General features: G+C 70.3%; 28 protein-coding genes, 1 other RNA gene and 1 pseudogene. 17 read left to right on the forward strand and 13 right to left on the reverse strand.

Going from position 1 to position 26,917, the window contains the following annotated elements; all coding sequences use genetic code 11:
• Positions 1–108 precede the first annotated feature (108 nt).
• Genes VHD82_RS15995 through VHD82_RS16015 form a run of 5 tightly spaced genes read left to right on the forward strand, consistent with a single transcriptional unit; the run spans position 109 to position 5,018 of the window.
• Positions 109–1,059, forward strand: a complete 951-nt coding sequence (locus VHD82_RS15995) for a hypothetical protein (RefSeq protein ID WP_325703539.1) — start codon at positions 109–111, stop codon at positions 1,057–1,059.
• The gene (locus VHD82_RS16000) at positions 1,056–1,682 is read left to right on the forward strand and encodes a DUF4129 domain-containing protein (RefSeq protein WP_325703543.1); all 627 of its coding nucleotides are present in this window, start codon (positions 1,056–1,058) and stop codon (positions 1,680–1,682) included. Before VHD82_RS15995 ends, VHD82_RS16000 begins: the two co-directional genes overlap by 4 nt.
• Entirely contained in the window at positions 1,679–2,785 is a 1,107-nt protein-coding gene (locus VHD82_RS16005) for a DUF4350 domain-containing protein (protein ID WP_325703546.1), read from the forward strand. Before VHD82_RS16000 ends, VHD82_RS16005 begins: the two co-directional genes overlap by 4 nt.
• The gene (locus tag VHD82_RS16010) at positions 2,779–3,741 is read left to right on the forward strand and encodes an AAA family ATPase (RefSeq protein ID WP_414637525.1); all 963 of its coding nucleotides are present in this window, start codon (positions 2,779–2,781) and stop codon (positions 3,739–3,741) included. Before VHD82_RS16005 ends, VHD82_RS16010 begins: the two co-directional genes overlap by 7 nt.
• Positions 3,741–5,018 carry a DUF58 domain-containing protein gene (locus tag VHD82_RS16015; RefSeq protein ID WP_325703552.1) on the forward strand — a complete coding sequence of 426 codons (1,278 nt, stop codon included), beginning with the start codon at positions 3,741–3,743 and terminating at the stop codon, positions 5,016–5,018. The genes VHD82_RS16010 and VHD82_RS16015 overlap by 1 nt, the downstream gene beginning before the upstream one ends.
• A 214-nt stretch (positions 5,019–5,232) precedes the next feature.
• Here VHD82_RS16015 and VHD82_RS16020 read toward each other — a convergent pair whose 3' ends face one another.
• The 3 genes from VHD82_RS16020 to VHD82_RS16030 are packed head-to-tail and all read right to left on the reverse strand — an operon-like array spanning position 5,233 to position 6,770.
• The gene (locus VHD82_RS16020) at positions 5,233–5,484 is read right to left on the reverse strand and encodes a hypothetical protein (RefSeq protein WP_325703555.1); all 252 of its coding nucleotides are present in this window, start codon (positions 5,482–5,484) and stop codon (positions 5,233–5,235) included.
• A 28-nt stretch (positions 5,485–5,512) separates the two neighbouring features.
• Positions 5,513–5,731 carry a hypothetical protein gene (locus tag VHD82_RS16025; protein ID WP_325703558.1) on the reverse strand — a complete coding sequence of 73 codons (219 nt, stop codon included), beginning with the start codon at positions 5,729–5,731 and terminating at the stop codon, positions 5,513–5,515.
• Between the two features lie 31 nt (positions 5,732–5,762).
• Complete coding sequence (locus tag VHD82_RS16030; RefSeq protein ID WP_325703560.1) at positions 5,763–6,770, reverse strand: stage II sporulation protein M; 1,008 nt, start codon at positions 6,768–6,770, stop codon at positions 5,763–5,765.
• A 23-nt stretch (positions 6,771–6,793) separates the two neighbouring features.
• On the opposite strand from VHD82_RS16030, the gene VHD82_RS16035 reads away from it, so the two are divergent.
• Positions 6,794–7,573 (forward strand): RDD family protein, encoded by a 780-nt coding sequence (locus VHD82_RS16035; RefSeq protein WP_325703563.1) that lies wholly within the window; start codon positions 6,794–6,796, stop codon positions 7,571–7,573.
• Here VHD82_RS16035 and VHD82_RS16040 read toward each other — a convergent pair.
• On the reverse strand, positions 7,566–8,603 hold the full coding sequence (locus VHD82_RS16040; protein ID WP_325703566.1) for a neutral zinc metallopeptidase: 1,038 nt from the start codon (positions 8,601–8,603) through the stop codon (positions 7,566–7,568). The two genes, VHD82_RS16035 and VHD82_RS16040, sit on opposite strands and share 8 nt — an antisense overlap.
• Before the next feature lie 137 nt (positions 8,604–8,740).
• Complete coding sequence (locus tag VHD82_RS16045) at positions 8,741–9,076, reverse strand: DUF4190 domain-containing protein (protein ID WP_325703569.1); 336 nt, start codon at positions 9,074–9,076, stop codon at positions 8,741–8,743.
• A gap of 403 nt (positions 9,077–9,479) precedes the next feature.
• Between VHD82_RS16045 and VHD82_RS16050 the strand changes: the two genes are divergently transcribed.
• Genes VHD82_RS16050 through VHD82_RS16065 form a run of 4 tightly spaced genes read left to right on the forward strand, consistent with a single transcriptional unit; the run spans position 9,480 to position 13,509 of the window.
• Positions 9,480–10,769: a pitrilysin family protein gene (locus VHD82_RS16050; protein ID WP_325703572.1), complete on the forward strand. Its 1,290-nt coding sequence runs from the start codon at positions 9,480–9,482 to the stop codon at positions 10,767–10,769.
• The gene (locus VHD82_RS16055) at positions 10,766–12,151 is read left to right on the forward strand and encodes a pitrilysin family protein (protein WP_325703575.1); all 1,386 of its coding nucleotides are present in this window, start codon (positions 10,766–10,768) and stop codon (positions 12,149–12,151) included. Before VHD82_RS16050 ends, VHD82_RS16055 begins: the two co-directional genes overlap by 4 nt.
• Positions 12,148–13,149, forward strand: coding sequence for an NAD(+) diphosphatase (gene nudC / locus VHD82_RS16060; protein ID WP_325703577.1), 1,002 nt, complete (start codon positions 12,148–12,150; stop codon positions 13,147–13,149). The genes VHD82_RS16055 and nudC overlap by 4 nt, the downstream gene beginning before the upstream one ends.
• A complete protein-coding gene (locus VHD82_RS16065) occupies positions 13,150–13,509 on the forward strand; it encodes a YrdB family protein (RefSeq protein WP_325703579.1) in 360 nt (119 codons plus the stop codon). It begins immediately after the preceding gene.
• On the opposite strand, the gene VHD82_RS16070 is transcribed toward VHD82_RS16065, so the two are convergent.
• Positions 13,481–14,848: a gluconate:H+ symporter gene (locus VHD82_RS16070; RefSeq protein ID WP_325703582.1), complete on the reverse strand. Its 1,368-nt coding sequence runs from the start codon at positions 14,846–14,848 to the stop codon at positions 13,481–13,483. The genes VHD82_RS16065 and VHD82_RS16070 overlap by 29 nt on opposite strands.
• Positions 14,845–15,342 (reverse strand): gluconokinase, encoded by a 498-nt coding sequence (locus VHD82_RS16075; RefSeq protein ID WP_325703585.1) that lies wholly within the window; start codon positions 15,340–15,342, stop codon positions 14,845–14,847. The genes VHD82_RS16070 and VHD82_RS16075 overlap by 4 nt, the downstream gene beginning before the upstream one ends.
• Positions 15,343–15,472: 130 nt before the next feature.
• Here VHD82_RS16075 and VHD82_RS16080 point away from each other — a divergent pair, with 130 nt between their 5' ends.
• Both VHD82_RS16080 and VHD82_RS16085 read left to right on the forward strand, forming a co-directional pair.
• Positions 15,473–16,141 (forward strand): FadR/GntR family transcriptional regulator, encoded by a 669-nt coding sequence (locus VHD82_RS16080; RefSeq protein ID WP_325703746.1) that lies wholly within the window; start codon positions 15,473–15,475, stop codon positions 16,139–16,141.
• A gap of 40 nt (positions 16,142–16,181) precedes the next feature.
• Positions 16,182–17,003: pseudogene (locus tag VHD82_RS16085) on the forward strand (cobalamin biosynthesis protein CobD/CbiB); the annotation flags it as partial.
• On the opposite strand, the gene VHD82_RS16090 reads toward VHD82_RS16085, so the two are convergent.
• The 3 genes from VHD82_RS16090 to VHD82_RS16100 are packed head-to-tail and all read right to left on the reverse strand — an operon-like array spanning position 16,954 to position 19,138.
• Complete coding sequence (locus VHD82_RS16090; protein WP_325703588.1) at positions 16,954–17,826, reverse strand: SURF1 family protein; 873 nt, start codon at positions 17,824–17,826, stop codon at positions 16,954–16,956. The pseudogene VHD82_RS16085 and the gene VHD82_RS16090 sit on opposite strands and share 50 nt — an antisense overlap.
• A 23-nt stretch (positions 17,827–17,849) precedes the next feature.
• Complete coding sequence (locus VHD82_RS16095; protein ID WP_325703591.1) at positions 17,850–18,713, reverse strand: fructosamine kinase family protein; 864 nt, start codon at positions 18,711–18,713, stop codon at positions 17,850–17,852.
• Positions 18,710–19,138: a low molecular weight protein-tyrosine-phosphatase gene (locus VHD82_RS16100; RefSeq protein WP_414637526.1), complete on the reverse strand. Its 429-nt coding sequence runs from the start codon at positions 19,136–19,138 to the stop codon at positions 18,710–18,712. Before VHD82_RS16100 ends, VHD82_RS16095 begins: the two co-directional genes overlap by 4 nt.
• 93 nt (positions 19,139–19,231) lie before the next feature.
• Between VHD82_RS16100 and VHD82_RS16105 the strand changes: the two genes are divergently transcribed.
• Genes VHD82_RS16105 through VHD82_RS16115 form a run of 3 tightly spaced genes read left to right on the forward strand, consistent with a single transcriptional unit; the run spans position 19,232 to position 21,857 of the window.
• Positions 19,232–20,050: a Nif3-like dinuclear metal center hexameric protein gene (locus VHD82_RS16105; RefSeq protein WP_325703596.1), complete on the forward strand. Its 819-nt coding sequence runs from the start codon at positions 19,232–19,234 to the stop codon at positions 20,048–20,050.
• A complete protein-coding gene (locus VHD82_RS16110) occupies positions 20,047–20,784 on the forward strand; it encodes a zinc ribbon domain-containing protein (RefSeq protein WP_325703599.1) in 738 nt (245 codons plus the stop codon). The genes VHD82_RS16105 and VHD82_RS16110 overlap by 4 nt, the downstream gene beginning before the upstream one ends.
• Positions 20,785–20,786: 2 nt before the next feature.
• On the forward strand, positions 20,787–21,857 hold the full coding sequence (locus VHD82_RS16115; protein WP_325703748.1) for a bifunctional RNase H/acid phosphatase: 1,071 nt from the start codon (positions 20,787–20,789) through the stop codon (positions 21,855–21,857).
• On the opposite strand, the gene VHD82_RS16120 is transcribed toward VHD82_RS16115, so the two are convergent.
• From VHD82_RS16120 to sfnG, 3 genes are all read right to left on the reverse strand, one after another.
• The gene (locus tag VHD82_RS16120) at positions 21,854–23,083 is read right to left on the reverse strand and encodes an ArsB/NhaD family transporter (protein WP_325703602.1); all 1,230 of its coding nucleotides are present in this window, start codon (positions 23,081–23,083) and stop codon (positions 21,854–21,856) included. The two genes, VHD82_RS16115 and VHD82_RS16120, sit on opposite strands and share 4 nt — an antisense overlap.
• A 140-nt stretch (positions 23,084–23,223) precedes the next feature.
• Positions 23,224–24,399, reverse strand: coding sequence for an acyl-CoA dehydrogenase family protein (locus tag VHD82_RS16125; protein WP_325703605.1), 1,176 nt, complete (start codon positions 24,397–24,399; stop codon positions 23,224–23,226).
• Entirely contained in the window at positions 24,396–25,541 is a 1,146-nt protein-coding gene (sfnG, locus tag VHD82_RS16130; protein WP_325703608.1) for a dimethylsulfone monooxygenase SfnG, read from the reverse strand. The genes VHD82_RS16125 and sfnG overlap by 4 nt, the downstream gene beginning before the upstream one ends.
• Positions 25,542–25,620: 79 nt before the next feature.
• On the opposite strand from sfnG, the gene rnpB reads away from it, so the two are divergent.
• Positions 25,621–26,005: RNase P RNA component class A (rnpB, locus tag VHD82_RS16135), an RNA gene on the forward strand.
• A 39-nt stretch (positions 26,006–26,044) separates the two neighbouring features.
• Positions 26,045–26,914 carry an SCO6745 family protein gene (locus tag VHD82_RS16140; RefSeq protein WP_325703611.1) on the forward strand — a complete coding sequence of 290 codons (870 nt, stop codon included), beginning with the start codon at positions 26,045–26,047 and terminating at the stop codon, positions 26,912–26,914.
• The last annotated feature ends 3 nt before the right edge of the window (positions 26,915–26,917 follow it).

Below are 26,917 nucleotides of genomic sequence, written 5' to 3' on the forward strand. Positions count from 1 at the left end.
GTCAGCAACAGATCACGACTGAAGAAAGTCCGGCGTGCCCGGGATGGTCGCCCGGCTCCGGCTCTGCGAGAGTGGGCGGCGTAAGCACAGGAAGACTGGAGTATCCCGATGAACGACCCCGGGGGCTGGACCAATCCCGACCAGCCGGGCGGTGGACTGCCTCCCGCACCACCGCCGCGCCAGCAGCACGACCCGGTCTCGGGGTTCGGCAAGCCCGGCGTCATCCCGCTGCGGCCGTTGCGCGTCGGCGAGATCCTCGACGGCGCGGTCGCCACCATGCGCCGGTACCCGGGCCTGGTGTTCGGGGTGTCCGCGGTGGTCGCCGTCATCTCCGTCGCGCTGAACTTCGGCGCCGACTACTGGCTGTTCAGCGGGCAGGCCGAGATCAAGGCGCCCGGCGCCGCGGCCACCCAGCAGGAGCAGCTGGACTACCTGCAGCAGGTGTTCAAGCAGACCTTCGCCCAGCTCGGCGTCGCGCTGGTGATCTCCGTGCTCGCCCGCACCTTCCTGTCGGGGTTCATGACGGTCGTGGTGGGCAAGGCCGTGCTCGGCCGCCCGGTCACCCTCGGTGAGGCCTGGGCCGAGCTGCGGCCGCGGCTGCTCGGGCTGTTCGGCGTGACAGTGCTGTTCACCATCATGGTGGCGGTCGGCGCGGCGGTCTTCCTGATCCCCGGCGTGCTGCTGTACGTGCTGTTCAGCCTGGCCGCCCCGGCGCTGGTGCTGGAACAGAGCAAGCTCGGGCAGGCGCTGAGCCGTTCGCGGCTGCTGGTATGGGGCAACTGGTGGCGGGTGTTCGGCATCCTGCTGCTGACCGTCATCGCGCAGCTGATCATCGGCAGCGTGTTGCAGATCCCGTTCAACCTGCAGGGCAGTATCACCGGCACGGACCTCACCACCGAGTCCACCGGTGCGCAGCTGCTGTCCGGGCTGGGCTCCATCGTGGCGCAGACCGTGATCGCGCCGTTCGTCGCCGGGGCGACCGCGCTGCTCTACATCGACCAGCGGATGCGCCGGGAGGGAATGGACATCCAGCTCGCCCGCGCCGCCGGCACGCGGTGATCCTGGCGAACATCCCGATCACCATCGACCGGGACGACGCGCGCCGGGCCGCGGCCGAGGAGCTGTCGAAGCCGGAGTACCGGGCCGCTGAGCCGAGCTGGTTCCAGCGCGCGCTGAGCTGGCTCGCGCAGCGGGTGAGCGACCTGTTCGCCGCCGTTTCCGGGGTCGTGCCGGGTGGGCCGCTGGGGTTGCTGGTGCTGCTGGCCGTGGTCGTGCTGGTGATCGTCGTGGTGCGGCTGCGGGTCGGGAAGGTCGCCCGCACGGTGCGCGGTCGCCGAGCCGTCTTCGAGGACACCACGCGGGCGGCGGAGGATTACCGCCGCGCCGCCGAGGATGCCTTCGCCGCCGGGGATGTCGCCACGGCCGTGCGGGAAAGGTTCCGCGGCCTCGTGCGCGGGCTGGAGGAACGGGGCGTGCTCGACGCCCGGTCCGGCCGCACGGCGGACGAGGCGGCGCGAGAGGCGGGCGCCCAGCTGCCGGAGTCCCGGGATGAGCTCGCCTTCGCGGCGAGCCTGTTCGACGCCGTGCACTACGGCGGGCGGCCAGCGACGGCCGAGGACTATCGCCGGCTTGTGGCGCTCGATGGGAGAACTCAGCGTGAGCGCCCGGGAGTGCTTGCGTGACAACGGTTTCACCGGACGGGAAGCGGATTTGGCAGGCGGCTCGGGCGCCGCTGTTCATTGCCGTGGTGGTGCTTCTCGGTGCGGTCGGGCTGCTGCTCGTCCAAGGTGGTGACACCCGTGGAGCGCTCGACCCGGGTGCCGCCGAGCCTGCCGGTTCACTCGCGCTCGCGCGGCTGCTGGAGCAGCAGGGCGTGCGGATCGTCACGGCACGCACGTTCGACGAAGCCTCAAAGGCATTGCAGGACAACGCGACCTTGCTGGTCACCGAACCCGATCTCGTGCAGCCGGCGAAACTCGGTGAGCTGCGCGGCCGGGCCGCGGACGCCGTTTTCATCGCTCCCGGCGAGGACACCCTCGACATTCTGTTGCCCGGCGTCGGTGTCGCCGGGGAGTCCGACGTGGGGGTGCGAACGCCCGGCTGCACGGTCGCCGCGGCCGTCGCGGCGGGCAACGCGGTCCTCGGCGGCACCGAATACGCCGCGCACGAGCGGGTCCGGTCCTGTTACGACGGTTCCCTGCTGCAGATGAGCGGCAGCACCACGTTGCTGGGCACCGGCGCGCCGTTGACCAACGACCGGCTCGACGACGAGGGCGACGCGGCGCTGGCGTTGCGGCTGCTCGGCAGGCAGGCGACGCTGGTCTGGTATCTGCCGACAGCGGGTGACGCCGGCGCGGGTGAGCACCAGCGTTCGCTGACGGAACTGTTGCCACGCGGGTGGTTCTTCGGCGCCGTCCAGCTCGGTGTCGCCGCTGTCCTGTTCGTACTGTGGCGGGCGCGGCGTCTCGGGCCGGTGGTGCCGGAGCCGCTGCCCGTGGTGGTGCGCGCCGCCGAAACCGTTGAAGGCCGGGCCCGGCTCTACCGCCGGTCCGGTTCGGCGGCGCACGCCGCGGAAATCCTGCGCCAGGCCACGCTTTCCCGCTTGGTGCCGGTGCTCGGGCTCGGTGCGGACGCCGAACCCGCGGCCGTGGTGAGTGCCGTCATGGCGCGCTGCGGCCGGGATGCGGGTGTGCTGTTGTACGGTCCGCCTCCGGGGGACGACGCGTCGCTGGTCGCGTTCGCCGACGAACTCGACCGGCTGGAAAGAGAGGTGCGGGGATTTTGAGCACGGACACCACGGCACGGGACGCGCTGGTCGCGTTGCGGGCCGAAGTCGGCAAGGCCGTGGTGGGCAACGACGCCGCCGTCACCGGGCTGATCATCGCGTTGCTCTGCCGCGGGCACGTGCTCGTCGAAGGTGTGCCCGGCGTGGCGAAAACGCTGCTGGTGCGCGCGCTCGCGGCGGCCCTGGACCTGGACACCACCCGGATCCAGTTCACCCCGGACCTGATGCCGGGCGATGTCACCGGTTCCATCGTGTACGACTCGCACAGCAGCGAGTTCTCCTTCCGCGAGGGCCCGGTGTTCACCAACCTGCTGCTCGCCGACGAGATCAACCGCACCCCGCCGAAGACGCAGTCGGCGTTGCTGGAGGCGATGGAGGAGCGGCAGGTCTCGGTGGACGGGCGCGCGCGGCCCCTGCCGGACCCGTTCATCGTGATCGCGACGCAGAACCCGGTGGAGTACGAGGGCACGTACTCGCTGCCCGAGGCGCAGCTGGACCGGTTCCTGCTCAAACTCTCCGTGCCGGTTCCTTCGCGGGACGAGGAGATCGGCATTTTGTCGCGCCACGCCTCGGGTTTCGACCCGCGTGACCTCGCCGCGGCCGGTGTTCGGCCGGTCGCGAACGCGGAACAGCTGGCGCAGGCGCGTGCGGCGGTCGCCGGGGTGACGGTGAATCCGGAGGTGCTCGGCTACATCGTCGACCTCTGCCGCGCGACGCGTTCACTGCCGTCGGTACGGCTCGGCGCTTCGCCCCGCGGCGCAACGGCTCTGCTCGCCGCAACGCGGGCGTGGGCGTGGCTGGCCGGGCGGGACTACGCGACCCCGGATGACGTGAAATCGTTGGCACGGCCAGCTTTACGGCATCGGCTGGAGCTGCGGCCGGAGGCCGAGCTGGAGGGCGTGACCACGGACGGCGTGCTCGACCGGCTGCTCGCCTCGGTTCCCGTGCCACGCTGATGGGCATCACCGCGAGAGTCGGCGTGTGCGCGCTCATCGGCGTCGTGGTGGTGGCGCTCGCGCTGCCTTCCTGGGCCGGGGTGCTTGCCGTGCTGGCTGTCATCGTGTTGCTGGTGCTGGTCGATCTGGCGCTTGCCGGGAGTGTGCGCGGGCTGAGTTTTTCCCGTGGTGGAGCGGTTTCCGGCCGTTCGGGCGAGCCGATCGACGTCACGCTGTCGGTGACGAACCCCGGCCGCCGCGCGGTTCGCGGTGAGCTGCGGGACGCGTGGCCGCCGAGTGCCGGAGTGGTGCAGGACCGGCATCGGCTCGTGGTGCCACCGGGGGAGCGGCGCACGATTTCGTTGCGGCTGCTGCCTTCCCGGCGTGGTGAACGGGTCGCCCACCGGGTGACCGTCCGTTCCGTCGGGCCGCTCGGTCTGGCGGCGCGGCAGGGTTCGCATCGCGTGCCGGGCTCGGTGCGGGTGCTGCCGCCGTTCCACAGCCGGAAGCATCTGCCCGCGCGGCTGGCCCGGCTACAGCAACTCGACGGTCGGCAGGCGGCGCTGACCCGCGGCGAGGGCACGGAGTTCGACTCGCTGCGCGAATACGTGATCGGCGACGACGTCCGCTCGATCGACTGGCGCGCGACGGCGCGATCCGCCGACGTGATGGTGCGAACCTGGCGGCCGGAACGCGACAGGCATCTGGTGCTGGTGCTCGACACCGGCCGCACGGCCGCGGGCCGGGTCGGCGACGCACCACGCCTGGATGCGGCGATCGAGGGAGCTTTACTACTTGGCACGCTCGCGGCGCAGGCGGGCGACAGGGTTGACTTGATCGCGTACGACCGCGAGCTGCGCGCCGCCGCGAAGGGCGCATCGACCGGCGCGAACGCGCTCGCGCCGGTCGAACCGAGCCTGATCGAGACCGACGCACGTGGCCTCGTCGGCGAAGTCCTGAAGCGCACGCGGCAACGGGCCTTGGTCGTGCTGTTCACCGGCCTCGACACGGCGCCGATCGAGGAAGGTTTACTACCGGTATTACCCCTGCTCACGGCGCGGCACCGGGTACTGGTGGCCTCGGTCCGCGACCCGCGAGTGGCGGAAATGGCCGCGGGCCGGGGCGACGCCGAGGCGGTCTACGACGCGGCCGCCGCCGAACGCACCCTCGCCGAACGCCGCTGGGTGACAGGTTTGCTGGGGCGGCAAGGGGTCGGCGTGGTCGATGCGCTGCCGGAAGAGCTGGCCCCGGCGCTGGCCGACCGGTACCTGGCGCTGAAGGCGGCCGGCCGGTTGTAGCGCGGCAAGCCAAACCCAAGTGGATGACCACCCACGCAACCACCCACTCCGTGGCGCGTGACTGCATTCCCCTGGTCATCCTGGAGCCGGCCCCTCCGGCGAGAAGAGTCTTTTCCCCTTGCGCTGCAACGGCAACGGCCGCGCGCAGGGCGCGCTCTGTGACCCCCCGCCCCAATCCGCGCAGTGTTCGCGGGCGGGGTGAGGCTCGCTGCGGCTAGGAAGTGGTCAGTACCAAGAAAAGCCGGGTGTTCACCGTCGCCAGTAGCTCGGCCGGGATAGTGCCGAAGTGGTCGGACAAGGCGCCCTTCGGGACGTGGTCGAGGCGGGTGTAGGAGATGTGCACGCCACTGTACGTGGTCACGGTGAGCGGATCGGGCTCGGCCACGACATCCATCGTGATCACGTACGGCACGCTCTCCAGCTCGTTGAACATATCGCCGCTGTAGATCAGCACCTGCCGCCGCACGGGACCGGCGACGGTCCACAGTTCGCCTCTACGCGGCTGAGGAATCACGGTGACGGTGCTGGTAGCCCTTGGTCGCCGCCCTGGCCTCGTCCGGGTGCCGGCGCCACCAGTCGTCGGTCTTCTCGCAAAGTTGCCGGAACGCCTCACGCTGCAGGGCCTCGACGATCCACTCGCCGACGGGCAACCCGGCGTCGTCCGCGCGGGCCTGCACCTGTGCCTCCAGGTCTTCGGGCAGCGGCAGTTCCATCGCGCCACTATAAAACGGGCGAGCCCCCGGTTCAGCCCGCTTCGGGCCGCGTGTCGCCGCCCGACCGGGTGTCCACGTCGCCGGTGACCCCGGCCAGCGCGGCACGGCGCCCGAGCACGAAAACGTAGGCCAGGAAAGCGAGTTCCGCGCACACGCCGATGCCGATCCGCGCCCACGTCGGCAGGCCGGACGGGGTGACGAACGCCTCGATCACGCCCGACACCAGCAGCACGCACGCCAGTCCCAGCGCCATCGCGGCCACCGCGCGGCCCTCACGGGCCAGCGCGACCGTGCGGGTGTGCGGGCCGGGATTGATCACCGTCCAGGCCAGCCGCAGCCCGGTGCCCGCGGCGACGAACACAGCGGTCAGTTCCAGCAAACCATGCGGGGTGATCAGGCCGAAGAAAATGTCCAACCGGCCGGCGGCGGCCATCAGCCCCGCGCTGACACCGACGTTCGCCGCGTTCGCCCACAAGGCGATCAGCACCGGTATCCCGCCGAGCACCCCGAAGAAAAGGCAGGTCGCCGCCACCCACGCGTTGTTCGTCCACACCTGCGCCGCGAACGAGCCCGCCGGGTTGCTGGAGTAGTACGTCTCGAAGCTGCCGCCCGGCTGGGTCAGGTCGCGGATCGCGGCCGGGGTCGCGATGCTGCCGCGCACCCCGGCGTCGACGGCGACCCACGCGGCGAGCAGGGCGCTGACCACGATCGTCCCCACCGCCGTCGACAGCCACCACCGCCGCGACCGGTAGACCGCGGCCGGAAACCGTTGGGAGAAGAACAAACCGACTTCACGCCAAGCCGGGTTGTGGCTGCCTGCGACCGCCGAACGCGCCCGGGTGACGAGCGTGGACAGCCGGGCGAGCAGCGCCGGATCGGGCGCGGACGCACGCACCATCGACAAATGCGTGGCGCTCCGCTGGTACAGCGTCACCAGCTCGTCGGCCTGCGCGCCGGTCAGCGTGCGGCTGTGGGCGGCCAGGTGGGCCAGCCTGTCCCATTCGGCGCGATGGGCGGCGGCGAACAGGTCAACGTCCACGCCGCTCAGACTACAGTTACGTGGTGCAATCCGACCCCGAGTTGGTGACCGGCGACGCGGTGGTTCTCGAACTGCGTCTCGCCCGGCTGGCCAGCCGCGCGCTGGCCTTCGCGATCGACATCGTCGTGCAGGCCGTGGTGCTGCTCCTGATCGTCCTCGTCATCACCCTGGCGGGCGTGCACGACCAGGCACTGGAAATAGCGCTGTCACTGACCGCGCTGGTCCTGGTGCGGGTCGGCTACCCGGTGCTGTTCGAGACGCTCTCCGGTGGCCGGACGCTGGGCAAGATCATGTTCGGGCTGCGGGTGGTGCGCGACGACGGCGGTCCGATCCGGTTCCGGCACGCGCTTTCCCGCGGCCTCGCCGGGGCGATCGTGGATTTCGGGCCGGCGCCGGTGTGGAGTGTGGTCGCGCTCGTGGTTTCGTTGTGCTCCGCCAAATCCAAGCGGGTCGGCGACTACCTGGCAGGCACCGTGGTGATCCAGGAGCGTGCGGACGAAGTGGACGCGCCGCTGATCGTGATGCCGCCCGCGCTCACGTACTGGGCCGCGCAGCTGGAGCTCTCCGGGCTGAGCGACGAGCTCGCGCTCGCGAGCCGCCAGTATCTCGCGCGCTACCAGCAAATGCGGCCCGAGGCGCGGGACGCGCTGGGCAGCGAGCTGGTGAACGAGATGGCCGGGCAGATCACGGCCCCGTGGTGGTCGCCGGAGGTGCCGCCGTGGGCCTACCTGATGGCGGTGCTCGCCGAGCGCCGTAACCGGATCGCCGGCCTGCCGTACGGCCCCTTCCAGCGCCCTAGCTGACCTCGCTGCTCGACGCCGAGAAGGTGTTGCACTGCGCGATGCGGTCGCTTTGCGCGCCCTTGCGCCACCACGCCGCGTAGTGCGCGTTGGTGCCGTGGTCGTGGCTGCCGGACGTGTTGTCTCCACGGGTTTCCTGGTCGTTCCAGGCGGCGTCGAACACCTTCTGGGTGACCGTGCCGCCGTGGTTCGCCGTGGACCCGAGGAACATCCCGGAGAAGCACTGCGCCTGCAGTTCCTTGCGCCGCGACATGTCCAGCCCGCCCGCGCTGTTCTGGCCGTCGGCGTCGATCACCTGCCAGGCGGCGTCCATCAGGCCGACCAGATCCTGCACGTGGTGGCCGTACTCGTGGGCGAACAGCGCCAGGTACACGCCGGGCTGGTTGCCGTACTGGTCGGTCTGCAGCCCCTTGTACGGCACATAGAGGTGGTCCTTGCAGTAGTACGCCGCGGTGGCCAGTCCGACGTCGATGGTCCCGCAGTCGGTGGTGAAGCTGCTGCCGGTGGGGAACTCCAGCTGCGGCGCGTGAAACGGCAGGTCCAGCGCTTCGAGCAGTTCGCCCCAGCGCGCGTCGAGGCACTGGGCGGCGGCGGTGAAGAAGGCCTCGGAGGCCGCGGGGCTGCTAGGCCAGCCGGGCACGCTGCACGGCGCGTTGCTCAGGCCCGCGTTCGGGTTGGCCATCAGCGGGTGGTCCTCGAGCGTGATCACCTTGTGCGGGCCGCCGGCCGTGACCGTGGTCGTGGTGGCGCTGCTGGACGAGCTGGTGCTGCGGGTGGTGCTGGCCCGCGAAGACCGCGTCGTGCTGGTGGCCTCGGTCGTCGTGCTGATCGAGGTGTCGTAGGCCGCCGCGCTGGACCCGCCGCTGGGCGGGACGGCCAGCACGACGATCACCACGCCGAGGCTCACCAGCACCACGGTGGCGAGGGTGACCGCGACGATGAGCGGGGTGTTGTACTTCTTGACCGGCGGCCGTAGCGGGTACGGGCCCCACTGCTGGTGAGGCGGCCACTGGCCGTAGGGCGGTTGGCTCATCGCCGGCTGTTCTCCCGGTGCTCAGGCACACCCGCGGCTGCTCGGCGGGCGCTTTGCAGCATAGAGGGTGCGCCTGGTGCTCCGGGTGATCTTGCCGGAATCCGGCTGCCGGACCCGGCAAGATCCACAGTGGACGGTCAGAGGGTCCCGGCGGTGCTGGCGGCGCCGATCACGGCGATCCAGAAAATTCCGAACAGCACGGCGAGGATCCCGCAGACCAGGCCGGCGACGGCCATCCCGCGGCCCGATGCGTTCTTGGTGTTCGCGTTGTGGATGCCAACGCCGGACAGGATCACCGCCACCGCGCCGAGGATGAACCCGACAATGGGGAACCAGCCGAACACCAGCCCCACGATTCCGCAGACCATCCCGCCGACGGCCACGCCGTTCGATGGCTGGCGCTGCGGGTACTGACCGGGCCCGCCGTATGGCTGCTGGTAGGGCGGCGGGGGATAGGGCTGCGGATCCGTCATCGGAGAGTGCCTTTCTTTCCGGCTCAGCTGCTAGTCGGAGCGGTTTGCGATGATGTTACGGCGATCGTCGTCCGCGGTGGGGAAAACGCCCGAATTGGCCGATCAGGCAGTTGCGACCAGCTGTTCGCCGCCATCGGCGCCATGCTCAACGTCCGAATCCGCTGGCGGGTGGGTGTGTGGTGGCGCGGGTGTGGTGCTGCATGGGTGCTTCGTTTCTGGTGAATCCTTCGACGGGTGGGTGTGTGGGGGTGGCGAGGGTGTGGTGCTGCATGGGTGCTTCGTTTCTGGTGAATCCTTCGACGGGTGGGTGTGTTGCGTTCGCGAGGGTGTAGTGCTGCATGGGCGCTTCGCTTCTGGTGAATCCTTCGACGGGCGCGCGCGTGGTGGTCGTAAGGTGGGCTGCATGGGCGCACCCGAAAATCATCGCTTCACCCTGGACAACGGCCTCCGCGTCGTGCTCGCGCCGGACGCGACCGCGCCCGTTGTCGGGGTGTCCGTGCACTACGACGTGGGTTTCCGATCGGAGCCGGAGGGGCGCACCGGGTTCGCCCACCTCTTCGAGCACCTGATGTTCCAGGGCAGTGAAAGCCTGGAGAAGCTGGCCCACTTCAAGATCGTGCAGTCCAGCGGCGGCACCTTCAACGGCTCCACGCACCCGGACTACACCGACTACTTCGAGGTGCTGCCCTCGGCCGCGCTGGAGCGCGCGCTGTTCCTCGAGGCCGACCGGATGCGCGCCCCGAAGCTGACCCAGGAGAATCTGGCCAACCAGATCGACGTGGTCAAGGAGGAGATCCGGCTCAACGTGCTGAACCGGCCGTACGGCGGGTTCCCGTGGATCCTGCTGCCGCCGGTGCTGTACCAGACCTTTCCCAACGCGCACAACGGTTACGGCGACTTCTCCGACCTCGAACAGGCCACCCTCGACGACTGCGCGGCCTTCTTCGACACCTACTACTCCCCGGCGAACGCGGTGCTCACCGTCGCCGGCGATTTCGAGCCGGACCGCGCCCGTGAACTGATCGAGAAGCACTTCGGCGACGTCCCGCACCGGCCGGCCCCGGTGCGCCGGTCCTTCGCCGAGCCGCCGCCCAGCGGCGAGGTCCGCGGCACGCACGTCGACCCGCACGCGCCGCTGCCCGCGCTCGCGGTCGGCTACCGGATGCCGGACCCGATCAACGAACTCGACTCCTACCTGGCCAACCTGGTGCTGGCCGGGGTGCTCAGCGACGGCGACGGCTCCCGGCTGCAGCAGCGCCTGGTGCACCGCGAGCCGCTGGTCACCGACATCGGCGCGGGCGCGGGGCTGTTCGGCCCCTTCGAAGCGCGTGACCCGGACACCTTCTCCATCACCGCGATCCACGCGCCCGACGTCTCGCCGGACAGGGTGCTCGGCGCGTTGGACGAAGAGCTGGAGAAGCTCGCGGCCACCCCGCCGGACGCGCAGGAGCTGCAGAAGGTCACCGCGCGCTGGAGCGCCAGCCTGCACTCGGAGCACGACAGGCTGGTGTCGCGCACCCTCGGGCTCGGCTCGTTCGAGCTGCTCTACGGCGACCCGTCCCTCATCTACCGGCTCGCCGACCGGATGGCCGCCGTCACCGCGACGGACGTTTCGGCCGCGGCCAAGGCATTGCGCCCCGATTCGCGCGCGGTCCTGGTGATCGAGCCCGCCACGAACGAAGGAGAGAAGTGACTTCTGCGACGCACCGTGACGCGGCCGAGATCGGCCGGACAGCGCAGGGCCCGCGCCCCGTCCCGGAGCTCGGCGAGCAGCGCTCCGCCGCCGATCTGTCCCATGTGGACACCACGCTCGGCAACGGGCTGCGGGTGCTGGCCGTGCGCAAGGCGAACGTGCCGCTGGTCGAGCTGCGGCTGCGGATCCCGTTCGCCGGCGCCGATCCGCTGCACGCGGCCACGGCCGAGGTGCTTGCGGAAACCCTGCTCACCGGCACCACCCGGCGCGACCGGATCGAAATCGACACCGAGCTGGCGCTGATCGGCGGCGAGCTGGGCACCTCGGTCGACCCGGAGCGCCTGGTGCTGAACGCCAACGCGCTGGCGTCCGGTCTGCCGACGCTGCTGGACGTGGTGGCCGACGTGCTCACCTCCGCGTCCTATGTGGACAACGAGGTGGCGCGCGAATCGGCGCGGCTGGTGGAGCGGCTCGCCGTCTCGCGGACGCAGCCGAGGGTGATCGCGCGGGAGGCGTTGCTCAAGCACGTCTACGGCGAGCACCCGGCCACGCGGGAGATCCCGCAGGCCGAGGACGTGGCCAAGGTGACCCCGGAAGCCGTCCGCGCGCTGCACGCCTCGGCGGTGCTGCCCCGGGGATCGGTGCTGGTCCTGGTCGGCGACATCGACCCGCAAGGTGTGCTCGGCGAGATCGAGAAGGCCTTGCAGGACTGGAAATCCGACGACTCGGCGAAGGTGCTGCCCCCGCTGCCGGAGATCACCGGCGGCGACGTGCTGCTGGTGCCGAGGGCCGGCGCGGTGCAGTCGCAGATCCGGTTCATCGCGCAGGCGCTGCCCCGCACGGACCCCCGGTACGCGGCGCTCCAGCTGGCGAACCTGGCCTACGGCGGCTACTTCTCCTCGCGCCTGGTGGAGAACATCCGCGAGGACAAGGGTTACACCTACAGCGCGCACTCCGGGTTCGAATTCACCGGCAAGACGGCGACGGTGGGCGTGGACGCGGACACCGCGAACGAGGTGTCCGCCCCGGCCGTGCTGGAAACCCAGTACGAGCTGGGCAGACTGGGGCTGGTGCCACCGTCGGAAGAGGAGGTCGAATCGGTCCGCCAGTACGCGATCGGTTCGCTGCTGACCTCCCTGGCTTCGCAGGCCGGGCTCGCCGGCCAGCTGTCCGCGCTGGCTTCGAGCGGGCTTGGCGCGGAATGGCTGGCCGAGCACCCGGCGCGGCTGGCCGCCGTCACGGTGGACGAGGTCGCGCAGGTGGCGCTGGAGTTCTTCGCGCCAAAGAGGTTCACCGGCGTGGTCGTCGGGGACGCTGAGTCACTGGCACCGAAACTCGCCGCACTGGGCGGCTTCACCGTGGGAGAACCCGCCGAGTCATGACAACCCCGTTCGGTCTCCACACGGTCCCCACCCTGTCCAGGTCCACCGTGGACCGCCAGGAAACGTTGCGCACCAACCCGGAGCGACTGGTCGCGCGCTGGCCCGAAGCGCAGGTCCTGCTGCTCGACGACGCCGCCCGCACACCGGTCCGCGAGGACGACGGCGTCGTCTCCACTCGCAAGGCCCTCGCCTTCGGCGACGCGCCGCCCGGGGAGGCGGTGTTCCTCGGTGAATGGCAGGGCGTGGACTACTGGTCCCTGCCCGGGAATCCGGCCGGCGAAGCCGAGACGGTGCGCACCCCCGGAAGCTGGGGCATGATCGAGGAAATCCCGAAGATCGACGGCGAGCTGTGGATCGACCTTCGCAGCTACGGCGACCGCCTCGACGACACCTCCGCCGGGCTGTACACCACGGCATTGGCGCTGCGGAACTGGCACCGGCGCGCCCGGTTCTGCGCCCGCGACGGCAGCCCGACGCGGCGCGTGCAGTTCGGCTGGGCCACCAAATGCGAGGCCAAGGAACACGAGGAGTATCCACGCACCGACCCGGCCGTCATCTGCCTCGTGCACGACGACGCCGGGGTGAACGGGGAGCAGGTTCTCCTTGCGCGCCAACCGATCTGGCCGCCGGGCCGGTACTCGGTGCTGGCCGGGTTCGTGGAGGCGGGGGAGTCGCTGGAAGGCTGCGTGTCCAGGGAGATCCGCGAGGAGGTCGGGGTCGAGGTCTCCGACGTGCGGTATCTCGGCAGCCAGCCGTGGCCGTTCCCGCGCTCGATCATGCTCGGCTTCACCGCCCGCGCCGACGCGTCCCAGCCGCTGGTGCCCGCCGACGGCGAGATCGAGGAAGCCCGTTGGGTGCCCCGGGCCGTGGTGCGTGCCGCGTTCGAGAACGACGGTGAAGCCACCCCGATCCCGGGCACCGACCGGACGATCATGCTGCCGGGCAACTCGTCCATCGCCAGGGTGATGCTGGAATCCTGGGCCTACGCGGAGGCGTGAGTGCGGCTGGTCAACGAGGGCCTGGCATTCCTGCTGGAACTCCTCGCGCTGGCGGTGCTGGCGTACTGGGGTTTCAAGACCGGCCACGGGATCGCGCCGAAGCTCGTGTTCGGCATCGGCGCGCCCGTGCTGGCCGCGGTGCTGTGGGGCCTGTTCGCGGCCCCACGCGCCACGGTTTCGTTGCCACTGGCCGGAGTGCTGCTGGTGAAGGCGGTGGTGTTCGGCGCGGCCGTGGCAGCGCTGGTGGCGACCGGCCACGTCGTGCTCGCGGTGGTCTTCGCCGTGGTCGTGGTCGCGAACGTCGCCTACCTCACCGTCACCAGGGCGCCGGCTAAAAGATCGCGCCCAGCGGCAGAATGATCGCGATCGCGACCACCGAGATCACCGTCTCCATCACCGACCAGCTGCGGATGGTCTGCCCCACCGTCATCCCGAAGTACTCCTTCACCAGCCAGAAGCCCGCATCGTTGACGTGCGAGAAGAACAGCGAACCCGCGCCGATGGCGAGCACCAGCAGCGCCGCGTGAGTCGGGTCCATCGTCGCCGCCAGCGGGGCCACGATGCCCGCCGCCGAAACCGTGGCAACCGTGGCCGAACCGGTCGCGAGCCGGATCGCCACCGCGACCAGCCAGCCGAGCAACAACGCGGGGATCGACGCGCCGGTCGCCAGCTGCGTGATCACGTCGCCGACCCCGGCGTCCACCAGCGTCTGCTTGAACCCGCCGCCGGCGGCCACGATCAGGATGATCCCGGCGATCGGCCCGAGCGACGCGCCCACCGTCTCGGAGATCCGGTTGCGGTCGAACCCGGCGGCGCGGCCGAGGGTGAACATCCCGACCAGCACGGCGAGCAACAGGGCCACCAGCGGGTCGCCGACGAAATCCAGCACCCGGCGCACCTCGTTGTCCTTGCCGGCGAGAATGTCCGCGATCGCCTTCGCGAGCATCAGCACCACCGGCAGCAGCACGGTGCTCAGCGTCGCGGCGAAACTCGGCCGACGGGCGTCGGTTTCCTTGTCACCAGAGGGAATCAGCCGCTCCGGCGCATGCAGGTCCGGCATCCAGCGCGCGGCCAACATGCCGAACAGCGGGCCCGCGATGATCACCGTCGGGATCGCCACCAGCAGCCCGAACGCCAGCACGATCCCGACGTTGGCGTTCAGCGCGCCCGCCGCGGCGAGTGGGCCCGGGTGCGGCGGCACCAGCCCGTGCAGCACGGAAAGCCCGGCCAGCGCGGGAATCCCGATCAGCAGCAGCGGGCGCCCGGTGCGCTTGACCACCAGCAGCACGATCGGCACCAGCAGCACCAGCCCGATCTCGAAGAACATCGGCAGCCCGACCAGCGCGGCCACAAGTGCCATCGCCCACGGCAGCGTCCGGCGGCCGGCCCGCGACACGATGGTGTCCACGATCTGTTCCGCACCACCGGAATCCGCCAGCAGTTTGCCGACCATCGCACCGAGCGCGATCAGCACGCCGACCGACGCGACGGTGGACCCGACGCCGCTGGAAAAGCTCTTCAGCAGCTTGTCCACCGGCATGCCGGCGGCCAGGCCGAGCACCCCGGAGCCGAGGATCAGTGCGAGGAACGCGTGCAGCTTGAACGCGGAGATGAGCACGACGATGACGGCGATCGCGACCAGTGTCGCGACGATCAACCGGGTGTCGTGCCCGGTCCACGCGGCAGCCAGGATTGTCACTTCGGCTCCTTTGCCAGTGCGGTGAGTGCGGTGTCGACGATGTCCCCCGGTGACCGCGTGATGTCGGCGATCAGACCGCGTTCATCGGGTTCCAGTCGTTCCAGATCGGCGAGCTGGGAGTCCAGCAGTGAAGGCGGCATGAAGTGCCCCGAGCGGCTTTTCATCCGCTCGGCGAGCACGTCGCGTGGCCCGTCCAGGTGCAGGAACCACACGTCGCCCCCGGTGCGCAGGACGTCCCGGTACCTCCGCTTGAGCGCGGAGGAGGACACGACCCCGCCGTTCGGTTCGTGCTCGCCGATCCAGCCCGCGATGGCTTCGAGCCAGGGCGCGCGGTCGGCGTCGTTCAGCGGGTGCCCGGAGGACATCTTCTCGATGTTCGCCTTGGGGTGGAAGGAATCGGCCTCGGCGTAGGGCACACCGAGCCGGCGCGCGAGCTCGCCGCCGACCGTGGTCTTGCCCGAACCGGCTACGCCCATCACCACGATGACGGTCATCTCTTCCTCCGACCTCGTCGTCTCCGGAGAAGCAGTTCACCCTAAAAGTACTACTTAATCAAGTCACAAGTACTACTTAATCGAAACAGTCGTATATCGTCGCCCCGTGGCCGACGGGATGCACGCGAAGATGCTGGACGAGCTGGGTACCGAGATCGCGTGCGGCCGGATCGCCCCGGGCACGGTACTGCGCCTGGAGGAGTTGCAGGAGACTTACGGCGCATCGCGCACCGTCGCCCGCGAAGTCGTCCGGGCGCTCGAGGTCATGCGCCTGACGAGCAGCAAGCGCCGTGTCGGTATCACGGTGCGGGACGCGGGCGAGTGGAACCACTACGACCCGCAGCTGATCCGCTGGCAGCTCGACGGCGATCACCGGGCGGCCGCGCTGCGAATGCTGATGGAACTGCGCTGGGCCGTCGAACCCAGCGCGGCTCGCTTCGCCGCGCTACGCGCCACCCCGGAGGAGCGTGGCAAGCTGCGCGCGCTGGCTACCAGATTGCGCACCACGGCGAAGGACAAGGACCTGGAAACCTTCCTCGACCACGACATCGCCTTCCATCACGTGGTGCTCGGCGCGTCCGGCAACCCGATGTTCCGCCAGTTGTCCGAGGTCGTCGCCGAGGTGCTGACCGGCCGCACCGAACACGGCTTGATGCCGGCCGAACCACAGCCCGAGGCGGTCGCCCTGCACGTGGCCGTCGCGTCGGCGATCGACACCGGCGACGCCGACACGGCCGAGCGAGCGATGCGCGACATCATGGTCCAGGCGCGCGACGAGGTCGCCGAGCAGTTCGAGTAGCCTCGCGCCGGTAGATCGTCGAACTATGGGGAGCCACGGGGTGAGTGCGGCGCGGGCGATCGGACTGCTGCTGGGGGCGGCCGCAGACGGAGTGATCGGAACACCCAAGCCCTTCGACCGCAAGAATGCCGCGTTGGCAGGCGGTCTGTTCGCCGGCAGTGTGCTGGTGGAGCGCGTGAGCAGGCGAAGCCCGGTCACGCAGGCGCTCGGCACCGCCGTCGCCACCTGGGCCGTGCTCGGCGGCGCGCGCATCGCCGCGGATGGCACGGCGCTGGCGCGGGACCTGGAGGAAGGCGAGCTGAACGACGCCCGCCGCACCCTGGCCGGGCTCGACTCCCGCAGCACCGAGGAACTCAAGGTGATCGGCCTGTCCCGCGCGGCGGTGGAAACCGTTGCCGAGCACACCGCCGCCACCGTGGTCGGGCCCATGTTCTGGGGTGCCGTCGCCGGCCTGCCGGGCCTGATCGGCTCCCGGGCGCTCGGGTGGTATCCGTCCAAACTGGCCGATCTGGTCAACCTCGTCCCGACCCGGCTCGCGTCGGCGCTCACCGTCGCCAGTGCTCCGGTTGTCGGCGGTTCGGCCGGTGGCGCGTGGCGTGCGTGGCGGCGGGACACCGTGGCCCACCCGAGCCCGAACGCCGGGCGCATCGAGGCCGCTTTCGCCGGGGCGCTGGAAATCCGGCTCGGCGGGCGCACCGTGTACCCGCACGGCGTGGAGGAACGACCGGTACTCGGCGACGGCCGCAACCCGGATGCCGGGCACGTGACACGTGCGGTCGAACTGTCCCGCGTGGTCGGCTGGCTGACCGCGCTCAGCTCCGCTGTGCTGGCTCTTCTGACGGCTCTTCGGCGCTCTCGTCAGCCTCGTCCTCGGCCAGGATCTGCGCGACGGACTTGCGTCTGCGCGCGCGCTTTTCCTTGGCGCGGTCGCCCATTTCGGCCAGCACGCCCCCCGGTTTGAGCTCCCGGATGGTGAAGTACAACAACCCGCCGATGGCCATCACGCCGAAGGCGATCCACTGCAGGGCGTAGGAGAAGAACGGCCCGGAATCCAGCTGCGGCAGCGGCAACGCGTTGAGTGTCCCCGGCTGGTTCTGGTCGAGCTGGTAGTAGCCGGGCCGGATGTCCAGACCACTCGACTTGGCCACCACGCGGGAATCCACGTCGTAGGCCTGGAGCTTGCCCGCGGTGGACGCGTCGGCGAACGCGTCCCGGTTCTTCGGGTCCGTCTCGTCCTGCCGGATCCTCGCGATCACGGTGACCGTCCCGGCGGGCGGCGCGGCGTACGGCGGCACCGCGCCGTGGTCGGCAGGCTTCTCGTAGCCGCGGTCGATCAGCACGACCTGGCCGTCTGTGGTGCGCATCGGCGTCAGGACCTCGAACGCCGGCTCGCCCTGCACCGTGCGCAGCCGCGCGACCACCTCGTCCTGCGGCAAGTACGTGCCGGTGATGGTGACGCGGGTCCACTCCGTCTTCGCGTCCGGCGCCACCCCGGGCGCGAGCACGCTGCTCAGCGGGCGCGGATCGGCGGTGAGCGACGACTGGACCGCGCTGTTCTGCGCCTCACGTTCGGAGTTGCGGCTGAACTGCCACGGCGAGAGAAGATAAAAACAGGCGAAAGCGAAAACCAGCACGCCGACTACCAAGAAGAGCCAGCTGGGCCGGAGCAAGAACTTCCACCGCACGTATCCACGGTAGCCCGGCCGGGTCAGGCGAGCGTTGCCCGGGCCGCGCTCAACGCCTGCTTCACATAGCCGCCACCGAACACCGCGGCGTGCATGAGCAGGGGAAACAGCTGGTGCAGCGGGGTTCGGGAGCGCCAATCCCCGGCCAATGGCAAGCCCTCGCCGGCGGCGCTTTCGGCGTAGGCGCCGAGGATCGTTTCCAGCAGTGACGTGCCGAACAGCTGCAACATGGCCAGGTCGGCTTCGCGATGCCCGCCGTGCGCGGCCGGGTCGATCAGCCATACGTCTCCGTCGGCGGCCCAGTGCACGTTCCCGCTCCACGCGTCACCGTGCAGCCGGGCCGGTGGCTCCGCGGGCCCGGCGACCTCCGGCAGCCGGTCGCACAACTGCTCGAACACGGCGGCGTCCCCGGCGGACATCAGCTGCTGGTCCACGCACATCCGGACATACGGCAGAATCCGCCGCTCCGCGTAGAACCCGGGCCAATCCGGATACGGGTCGTTGCGCATCGGCGCCACGCCCATCCACGCGTCGGCCGGGCCGCCGGGCGGCGGGCTGCCGAACGCCGGCGCACCGCGCAGGTGCAGCTTCGCCAGGCCGTGACCGAACCGCTCGGCGGCTTCCGCTGTCGGCGGGCCTGCCGGGACGTACTGCATGACCAGCCAGGCTTCGTCCTGCCCGTAGACCGCGGGCACCGGCACGTCACCGGACTCGCCCAACCAGCGCAGGCCCGCGGCCTCGGCGGCGGACGCTCCTTCGCCGACCCCCCGCTTCGCGACGACGCATTCGCCGTCGTCCAGCGTGACAAGGAAGATCGACCCGCCGCCCTGTCGTACCCCAGTGACCGGCCCGCGGTGCAGTCTTTCAACGGCTTCGCGCGCGTTCATTCGTGCAGTGTGCCCAGTTCCTCCCGGACCCGGTCGAGCAACCCCGGCATCGCGCGCTCGATCATCGCCAGCACGTCCTCGAAACCCTCGTCGCCGCCGTAGTACGGGTCCGGCACCTCGGCGCCCGGCGGGGCCGACGGGTCGAATTCCCGCAGCAGTTTCACCCGCTCCGGATCGTCGATCTGCTGCCGCAGGCTACGCAGATGGCTCTTGTCGGCGGCCAGCAGCAGGTCCGCGGACAGATGGTCGTCGTCCACCTGCGCGGCGGTGTGCGGCCCGCCGTACCCGTGCGCGGTGAGGGTCTCCCTCGCGCGTGGGTCGGCGGGTTCCCCGACGTGCCAAGGCCCGATGCCGGCGCTGGTCACCCGCACCCGGTCGGCGAGGCCGGCGCGGCGCAGGTGCTCGCGGAACACCAGTGCGGCCATCGGGGACCGGCAGATGTTGCCGGAGCAGACGAAGCAGACATGGGGAACAGGCTCGGTCACGTCCGCCAGTCTGCCTGATGCGAAGATCCGGGTATGCCCGCTCTCGCCGAGGTCATCACCGCACTGGAGACCGCCTATCCACCCGGACTCGCGGAGAGCTGGGACGCCGTGGGACTGGTCTGCGGCGACCCGGACGAACCCGTCGGCCGCGTGCTGTGCTGCGTCGACCCGGTGGCCGCGACCATCGACGAGGCCATCGAAATCGGCGCGCAGCTGATCGTCGCGCACCATCCGCTGCTGCTGCGCGGGGTGCACGGCGTGCCGGCGGACACCACCAAGGGGCGCCTGGTGCACCGGCTCATCCGTGCCGGGGCCGCCCTCTACTGCGCGCACACCAACGCCGATTCGGCCAGCCCCGGGGTGTCCGACGCGCTGGCCGAGGCGATCGGCCTGCGCGTCACCGGACCGCTCAACCCTGGCCAGGACGGGCGCACCGGCATCGGCCGGATCGGTGAACTGCCCGCTGCCGAGCCGTTCTCCGCCTTCGTGCAGCGGGTCGCCGACGCGCTGCCCGCCACCGAGCCCGGCGTGTTCGGCGCCGGCGACCCGGACCGTCCGATTAGGACAGTCGCGGTGTCCGGCGGGGCCGGGGACAGCTATCTCGGCGTGGCCGCCGAGGCCGGGGTCGACGCGTACGTCACGGCGGACCTGCGCCACCACCCGGCCGGGGAGCACGTCGAGGCCGGCGGTCCGGCGCTCGTCGGGGTCACGCACTGGGCCAGCGAATGGCCGTGGTGCGAGCAGGCCTCGGGGGTTCTCCGGGACGCCTTTGCGGGTAACGTCGAGACTTACGTGTCCACCAGGCGCACCGACCCGTGGACCATCCGATCATCGAGGGAGCACACCCAGTGAAGGCAGACCCCGCCGTCCAGCGTCAGCTGCTCGACCTCGCGAAGGTGGACGCCGAGCTGAACCGGGTCGCGTACCGCCGCCGCACGCTGCCCGAGCTCGCCGAGATCGAGACCGCCGAGCGCACCGTCCGCGAGAAGCGGGACGCGCTGGTCACCACCCAGACCGCGGTTTCGGATCTGGACCGGGAGATCGCCCGGCAGGAGAAGGAGATCGAGTCCGTCCGCGCCCGCGAGGACCGCGACCGCAAGATCCTCGAGTCCGGCTCCGTTTCGTCCAAGCAGATGAACGACGTCCAGCACGAGCTGGAAACCCTGGCCCGGCGCCAGTCGGCGCTGGAGGACGACCTGCTGGAGCTGATGGAGCGGCGGGAGGCGCTGGAGCTGGACGGGCAGCGCACCGGCGCCGAGGTGGACAAGGCCGAGCAGGAGCTGGCCGACGCCTCGCACCGCCGCGACGAGAACATCGCCGACCTCGACACCACGCAGGCACGCCGCGACGAGGACAGGGCCAAGCTGCTGCCGCGTTTCCCGGAGAACCTGCTCGCCCTCTACGAACGGGTCCGCGCGCACAAGGGCATCGGGGCGGCGCTGCTGCGGGCCCGCCGGTGTGGCGCCTGCCAGCTGGAGCTGGACCGCAACACGGTGTCGGAGATCAAGTCCGCCGCCGAGGACGAGGTCGTGCAGTGCGACAACTGCGGGGCGATCCTGGTGCGCACGCTGGAGTCCGGCCTGTGAAGGTGATCGTCGAGGCGGACGGTGGTTCGCGCGGCAATCCCGGCCCGGCCGGGTACGGCGCCGTGGTGAAGGACCAGTCCGGTGCGGTGCTCGCCGAGCGGTCCGAGGGGCTCGGTGTCGTCAGCAACAACGTCGCCGAGTACTCGGGCCTGATCGCCGGGCTCGCCGCCGCGGCCGAGCTCGGAGCGTCCACAGTGGACGTTCGGATGGACTCGAAACTGGTCGTCGAGCAGATGTCCGGCCGGTGGAAGATCAAGCACGCGGGCCTGCAGGCGCTGGCCGAGCAGGCACGCGAGCTGGCCGGGCGGTTCGAGCACGTGAGCTACGAGTGGATCCCGCGGGCGCAGAACTCCCACGCGGACAGGCTGGCCAACGAGGCGATGGACGCGCAGGCCGGCAAGCCGGCGGCGGCGCCCACCAGTTCGCCGGCGCGCTGGACGGGTGCCCGCGGCAACCCCACCCGGATGTTGCTGCTGCGCCACGGCCAGACGGCGATGTCGATCGACAGGCGGTACTCGGGCCGTGGTGACGTGCCGCTCACCGACCTGGGCCGCCAGCAGGCAGCGGCCGCCGCGAAACGCCTGGCGGGGATGGATCTCCTGCGTGACGGCGCGGCCGTCGTCGCCTCCCCGCTGATGCGCGCGAAGCAGACGGCGCAGGCGGTCGCGGACGCCATCGGCGGCCGGGTCGAGACGCACCAGGGCTTGCTGGAGACCGATTTCGGCGAGTGGGAGGGCCTCACTTTCAAGGAGGCCGCCGAGCGTGACCCCGAGCTGCACTCGAAGTGGCTCGGTGATCCGTCGGTGCGCCCGCCGGGCGGGGAAAGCTTCGACGCGACGTACAAGCGGGTGCTCAAGGCGCGCGACGAGCTGGTCGAGCAGTACGCGGGGCAGACGATCGTGGTGGTCAGCCACGTCACGCCGATCAAGACGCTGCTGCGGATCGCCCTGGACGCAGGCCCTTCGCTGTTGTTCCGGCTGCACCTGGATCTGGCGTCCCTGTCGATCGCCGAGTTGTACCCCGACGGCAACGCGTCAGTGCGCCTGGTCAACGACACCGGACATCTCGGCTAGAGCACCAGCCACAGTGCGACCACCGACGCGCCCAGCGTCGTCGGTACGGTGAGCAGGCCGAGGCGCAGGAAGTCCCGCCATTTCGGGTTGAGTCCGGCACCGCTCAGCACCCGCCGCCACAGCAGAGTCGCCAGCGAGCCGAGGTAGGTCGCGTTCGGCCCGAGGTTCACCCCCAGCAGCACGGCCAGCAGGATGCCCGGCGCCGGCTGTGGCCCGAGCACCGACAGCAGCAGCAAGGTCGCGGGCAGGTTGTTGAGCAGGTTCGCGAGCACGGCCGCGACCAGCGCGGTCAGCAACAGTTCCGGCAGGCCCACGGTGTCCGGCAGCAGTGCGCGCAACGGATCGCCGAGCAGATGCTGCGAGACGGCCTCGACCACGATGGCCAGGCCGAGCACGAACAGGCAGAGCAGCGGATTGGCTTCCTCGACGAGCGTGCGCACCCGCACTCGTCGCGCTGAGAGCGCGCGGGCCGCGAGCACCGCGGCCGCCAGCGCGGCCACCCACACCGGCTCCACGCCGAACAGCGGCGCCACCCCGAACCCGGCCAGCGTCACACCGAGCACCACGAGCGCGAACACCGGGGCCGGCGGGATTTCGCCGTCCGGCTCGGCGGTGCCGTCCAGGTCCCTGGCGAAGAACCGGAGGAACACGGCGAGCTCGATGAGCACCGAAACCAGCCAGGGCAACAGCATCAGCTCGGTGAACCGCAGGAAACTCAACCCGGACACGGAAAACGCGAGCAGGTTCGTCAAGTTCGACACCGGCAGCAGCGTCGAGGCCGAATTGGACAGATGCGCGCAGGCGTAGACGTGCGGCCGGGCCCGGACTCGTAACCGGTTGGCCGTCGCGAGCACCACCGGGGTCAGCAGCACCACCGTCGCGTCCAGACTGAGTACGGCCGTCGTCCCGGCAGCCGCGGCGAACGTGAGCACGAGCAGGCGCCGTGGGCTGCCCCGGCTGGCCCGCGCGAGCCGCGCGCCGAGCCAGGAGAACACCCCGTCGTTGTCGGCGAGGTGCGCCAGCAGCAGGATCGCCGCGAGGAAACCCAGCGTCGGCAGGATCTGCAGGGTCTGGTGTTTGGCGTCCTCGGGTGAAACCCAGCCCAGCAGCAGGACGATCCCGGCGGCCGGGATCGCAAGAGTCGCCTCCGGCAGGCCACGCGGCCTGGCCACCGCGAACGCCAGAACGGCGGCCAGCAACACCAGACTCCCCGCCGCCGCACCCACGGCGCAACAATACTGTGCCGATCGTTACTAGTCCGACTGCAGCCGCGGCGGAAATGGGTTTCTACGAGCAAGTCCGCTGCGGTTGGTGTCCGCCTACTTCCGGTCGGACTAGTAATCGCGGGCGCGGCGCCGGGCAGCGATCAGGTGTACCAGGTGGGGACGGGGTACTCGCCGAGCAATGCGTACTCGCCGACCTCGCGGCGCTTGTACGGCAACGGGTCGTGCAGCGAGTGGGTCCGCAGGTTGCGCCAGAACCGGTCCAAACCGTACTTCGACGCGCTCGCCCTGGCCCCGGTCAGCTCGAAGATCCGGGTGCCGATCTCCAGGCCGGTGTCGATGGTGCGCTGCTTTGCCGCGGCGATCAGCACCGCCACCTCGCCCCGCGCTTCCGGTGTGAGCTGCTCGCGCGGCGCGTGCAGCACGTTCGAGATCGCCGCACCCGCCTTGTCCGTCAGCGCCTCCGCCGCCCACAGCTTCGCCTGCAGATCGCCGTAGCCGTCGAGGATGTACCACTCCTCGCTCGCCGCCTGCTTGTCGTCCCCGCCGTAGGGCCAGGCGCGGGTCCGGTCCTTGGTATACGCCAGCGCTGTTTCCAGAGCGCCCTGTGCGATGCCGAGGTAGAAATTGGTGAACACCAGCTGGATCGCGGGCACGTTCAGCGTGTTGTAGACGAGCGGCTGGAATTTCCGGTCCACGTATCCGGCGGCGTCGGTCCAGGGCACCCGCACGTTCTCGATCGTCACGCTGCCGGATTCGGTGAGCCGCTGGCCGATGTTGTCCCAGTCGTCGTGGAAGGTTATTCCTTCCTGTTTCGACGGGACGATCGCGAAAATGTGGTCTTCGGTGCCTTCGAGCACGCCCTCCAGCACGGTCAGGTCGGAGACCTTGCTGCCGGTGGAGAACGACTTGTGTCCGTTGTAGACGATCGAGTCGCCGTCCTCGGTGATCCGCAGGTCGGAGTCACGCGGGTTAACCGCGCCACCGAAGAAGAAATTGTTGCGCGTGTACAGTTCCTCGACCGCGGCCACCTGCGCGTCGGTCGCGACCAGCCGCGCCGCCCACGCCCACAGGTAGTGGTAGCCCAGCAGCTGCCCGATCGACCCGTCGGCCTTCGCGATCTCGCGGATGACCCGGTAGGCGGTTTCCCAGGTCTGCCCGCCACCGCCGTGCTCGGCGGGGCCGATCAGGGTGACCAGTCCGTTGTCCTTGAGCAGCTGGACTTCCTGGTACGGGGTCTTGCCTTCGTGGTCGCGCTCGACGGCGTCGACGGCGAGCTTCGCCGCCACCTCGCGGGCGCGTTCGATCCAGTCGGTCATGCTCGGCTCCCTACCGGCTCGGGCGTTGCGGCGCTACGGTCGATGTCCTTTTCCAGTTCCCGGATGATCGGCAGCACGTGCTTGCCGAAGTACTCGACTTCCTCGTGGTAGTGCAGGAAACCGAGCAGCAGCAGGTTCGCGCCGCGCCGCTTGTACTCGATCGCGCGCCGGGCGATCTGCTCCGGCGTGCCGATGAGCTGGGTGCGGAACCCGTCGTTGTACTGGACAAGGTCGGCGAACTCCGAATCCGCCCACATGCCCTTCTTGTCCGAAGTGGAACTGCCGGCCTGCTGCACGGCGGACCGGAAGCCTTCCACCGCCTCCTTGTTGGCCTTCGCCACGATCTCGCGCAGCGTGTCGCGCGCTTCGGCCTCGGTCTCCCGCGCGATCACGAACCCGTTCAGTCCGAATCGGACCGCGTGGTTGTTCTCCGCGGCGTAGCCACGGACGTCGGTCACCTGCTCGCTGAACCCGTCGAAGTCCTTGCCGTTGCTGAAGTACCAGTCCGAAACCCGGCCGGCCAGCTTGCGCGCGGCGGTGGAGTTGCCGCCCTGGAAGACTTCCGGGTGCGGGCGGCCCTCGCTCGCCAGCGGCTTGGGTTTGATGTCGAAGTCGTGGATCCGGTAGAAATCCCCGTTGAACTCGGCGTTGTCGTTGGTCCACAGTTCCTTGAGCACGCGGATGAACTCCTCGGAGCGGCGGTAGCGCTCGTCGTGCTCCAGCCACGGCTCGCCGAGCCCGGTGAACTCGTCCTTGAACCAGCCGCTGACCACGTTCACCGCCGCGCGCCCGCCGGAGATCACGTCCGCGCTCGCCACGAACTTCGCGAGCACGCCCGGATGCCACAGCCCGGGATGAATCGCGGCGATCACCTTCAGCCGTTGCGTCGCCAGCAACAACGCGAGGCTGAATCCGGTGGATTCGTGCTGATAGGCCGCGCCGTAACTGGCGGTGTAGCGCACTTGCGTGAGCGCGTATTCGAATCCGTTGTTCTCGGCGAGCACCGCGAGATCGCGGTTGTATTCGTAGCCCCAGTCGGTGCGCTGTTCGATGTCACTGGTGACGAGTCCGCCACTCACGTTCGGCACCCAATAGGCGAATTTCAATGGTTCGTGCAAATCGGTTCGGTGGGAAAACGTCATGGTCGCCAAGCGTGCTCAAGGTGGTGTGGAGGGGCAACGGCGTCCACGCGATGAGAAACGGTTACGCTGGGTCCGCGGACGAGTCGGCCGGGCGGCCGCGAGGGTCACTCCCTCGAGGAAAGTCCGGACTCCGCAGGGCAGGGTGGTTGCTAACGGCAACCCGGGGCGACCCGCGGGACAGTGCCACAGAAAACAGACCGCCCCGGCCGCGAGGCCGGGGTAAGGGTGAAACGGTGGTGTAAGAGACCACCAGCATCCCGGGCGACCGGGGTGGCTAGGTAAACCCCACCCGGAGCAAGGCCAAGAGGGCACCGGCAGGTGCCTGCGCAGGCGTTCGAGGGCTGCCCGCCCGATGCCTGCGGGTAGGCCGCTCGAGCCTGCCGGCAACGGCAGGCCTAGATGGATGGCCGCCGCCGCGGTTTCGCGCCGCGGTACAGGATCCGGCTTACACGCCGACTCGTCCGCCTCCACAACACCGGTACTTCGTGGCAAAGTACCGGGCTGTGGAGATCGAAGAAGCCCGCACGCTCGCGTACCGCTGTCACCGGGTCCTCGACCCACTGCACTCGGCGATCTACTTCGCTCCGGAAGCCGACGAGCGCTTCACCGCGGCCGGGCTGCGCCCCGGGCGGATGGGCTACTTCGCGAGCCGGTCGGCCCCGATGGGCGCGGTCGGCGCCGGGACCGTCGCCGCCACCTTCTACAACTTCAACCCCAGCCTGGTGGCGAAGCACATCCCGCGCGCGTGGACGCTCGTCTCGCCCGAACGGTTGATTTCCGTCCGCTTCGACGTGGCCGACGCCGTCCTCCGCCGCCTGCTCGGCGAGCGGATCGAGTCCCCCGAAGTCGCCGAGGCCGCCGAGCTGGCCCGCGATGCGGCCGGCGCCTGCACTCCCGACGGCCGCCCGCTCTACGCCGCGACAGCGGAGGTGCCGTGGCCTGTCGAGCCGCACCTCGTGCTGTGGTTCGCGATCACACTGCTGCGCGAGTACCGCGGCGACGGGCACATCGCCGCGCTCGTCGGCAACGGGCTCAGCGGCCTCGGCGCGCTGATCACGCACACCGCGACGGGGAAGGGCTTCGTCCCGGCGGCCGCGAAGGCCACCCGCGGCTGGTCCGACGAGGAATGGGGCGCCGGGAGCGACCGGCTGCGCGCCGCCGGGGTGCTCGACGGGACGGGCGCGCTGACCGAGCAGGGCACGCAGCTGCGGCAGCGCATCGAAGACCAGACCAACGCGGCCGCCGTCGCCCCGGTGCTGGCCCTCGGCGCCGAGAAGGCGAACCGCCTGCAGGAGCTCGGCCGCACACTCAGCCGGGCGGCTGTCGCCGCGGGCGCGTTCCCCGCTGCGGTCTTCGCCACTCCTCGTGCCTGATCA

The organism is Amycolatopsis sp. (assembly GCF_035546795.1).
Lineage (GTDB): Bacteria > Actinomycetota > Actinomycetes > Mycobacteriales > Pseudonocardiaceae > Amycolatopsis_E.

What these genes read in the sequence shown, in the direction of transcription:
- VHD82_RS15995 (WP_325703539.1), top strand. Translation starts at nt 109, where the DNA reads ATGAACGACCCCGGGGGCTGGACCAATCCCGACCAGCCGGGCGGTGGA.
- VHD82_RS16015 (WP_325703552.1), top strand. Translation starts at nt 3,741, where the DNA reads ATGGGCATCACCGCGAGAGTCGGCGTGTGCGCGCTCATCGGCGTCGTG.
- VHD82_RS16025 (WP_325703558.1), bottom strand. Translation starts at nt 5,731, where the DNA reads ATGGAACTGCCGCTGCCCGAAGACCTGGAGGCACAGGTGCAGGCCCGC.
- VHD82_RS16040 (WP_325703566.1), bottom strand. Translation starts at nt 8,603, where the DNA reads ATGAGCCAACCGCCCTACGGCCAGTGGCCGCCTCACCAGCAGTGGGGC.
- VHD82_RS16045 (WP_325703569.1), bottom strand. Translation starts at nt 9,076, where the DNA reads ATGACGGATCCGCAGCCCTATCCCCCGCCGCCCTACCAGCAGCCATAC.
- VHD82_RS16050 (WP_325703572.1), top strand. Translation starts at nt 9,480, where the DNA reads ATGGGCGCACCCGAAAATCATCGCTTCACCCTGGACAACGGCCTCCGC.
- nudC (WP_325703577.1), top strand. Translation starts at nt 12,148, where the DNA reads ATGACAACCCCGTTCGGTCTCCACACGGTCCCCACCCTGTCCAGGTCC.
- VHD82_RS16075 (WP_325703585.1), bottom strand. Translation starts at nt 15,342, where the DNA reads ATGACCGTCATCGTGGTGATGGGCGTAGCCGGTTCGGGCAAGACCACG.
- VHD82_RS16080 (WP_325703746.1), top strand. Translation starts at nt 15,473, where the DNA reads ATGCTGGACGAGCTGGGTACCGAGATCGCGTGCGGCCGGATCGCCCCG.
- VHD82_RS16095 (WP_325703591.1), bottom strand. Translation starts at nt 18,713, where the DNA reads ATGAACGCGCGCGAAGCCGTTGAAAGACTGCACCGCGGGCCGGTCACT.
- VHD82_RS16100 (WP_414637526.1), bottom strand. Translation starts at nt 19,138, where the DNA reads ATGGCCGCACTGGTGTTCCGCGAGCACCTGCGCCGCGCCGGCCTCGCC.
- VHD82_RS16105 (WP_325703596.1), top strand. Translation starts at nt 19,232, where the DNA reads ATGCCCGCTCTCGCCGAGGTCATCACCGCACTGGAGACCGCCTATCCA.
- VHD82_RS16125 (WP_325703605.1), bottom strand. Translation starts at nt 24,399, where the DNA reads ATGACCGACTGGATCGAACGCGCCCGCGAGGTGGCGGCGAAGCTCGCC.
- sfnG (WP_325703608.1), bottom strand. Translation starts at nt 25,541, where the DNA reads ATGACGTTTTCCCACCGAACCGATTTGCACGAACCATTGAAATTCGCC.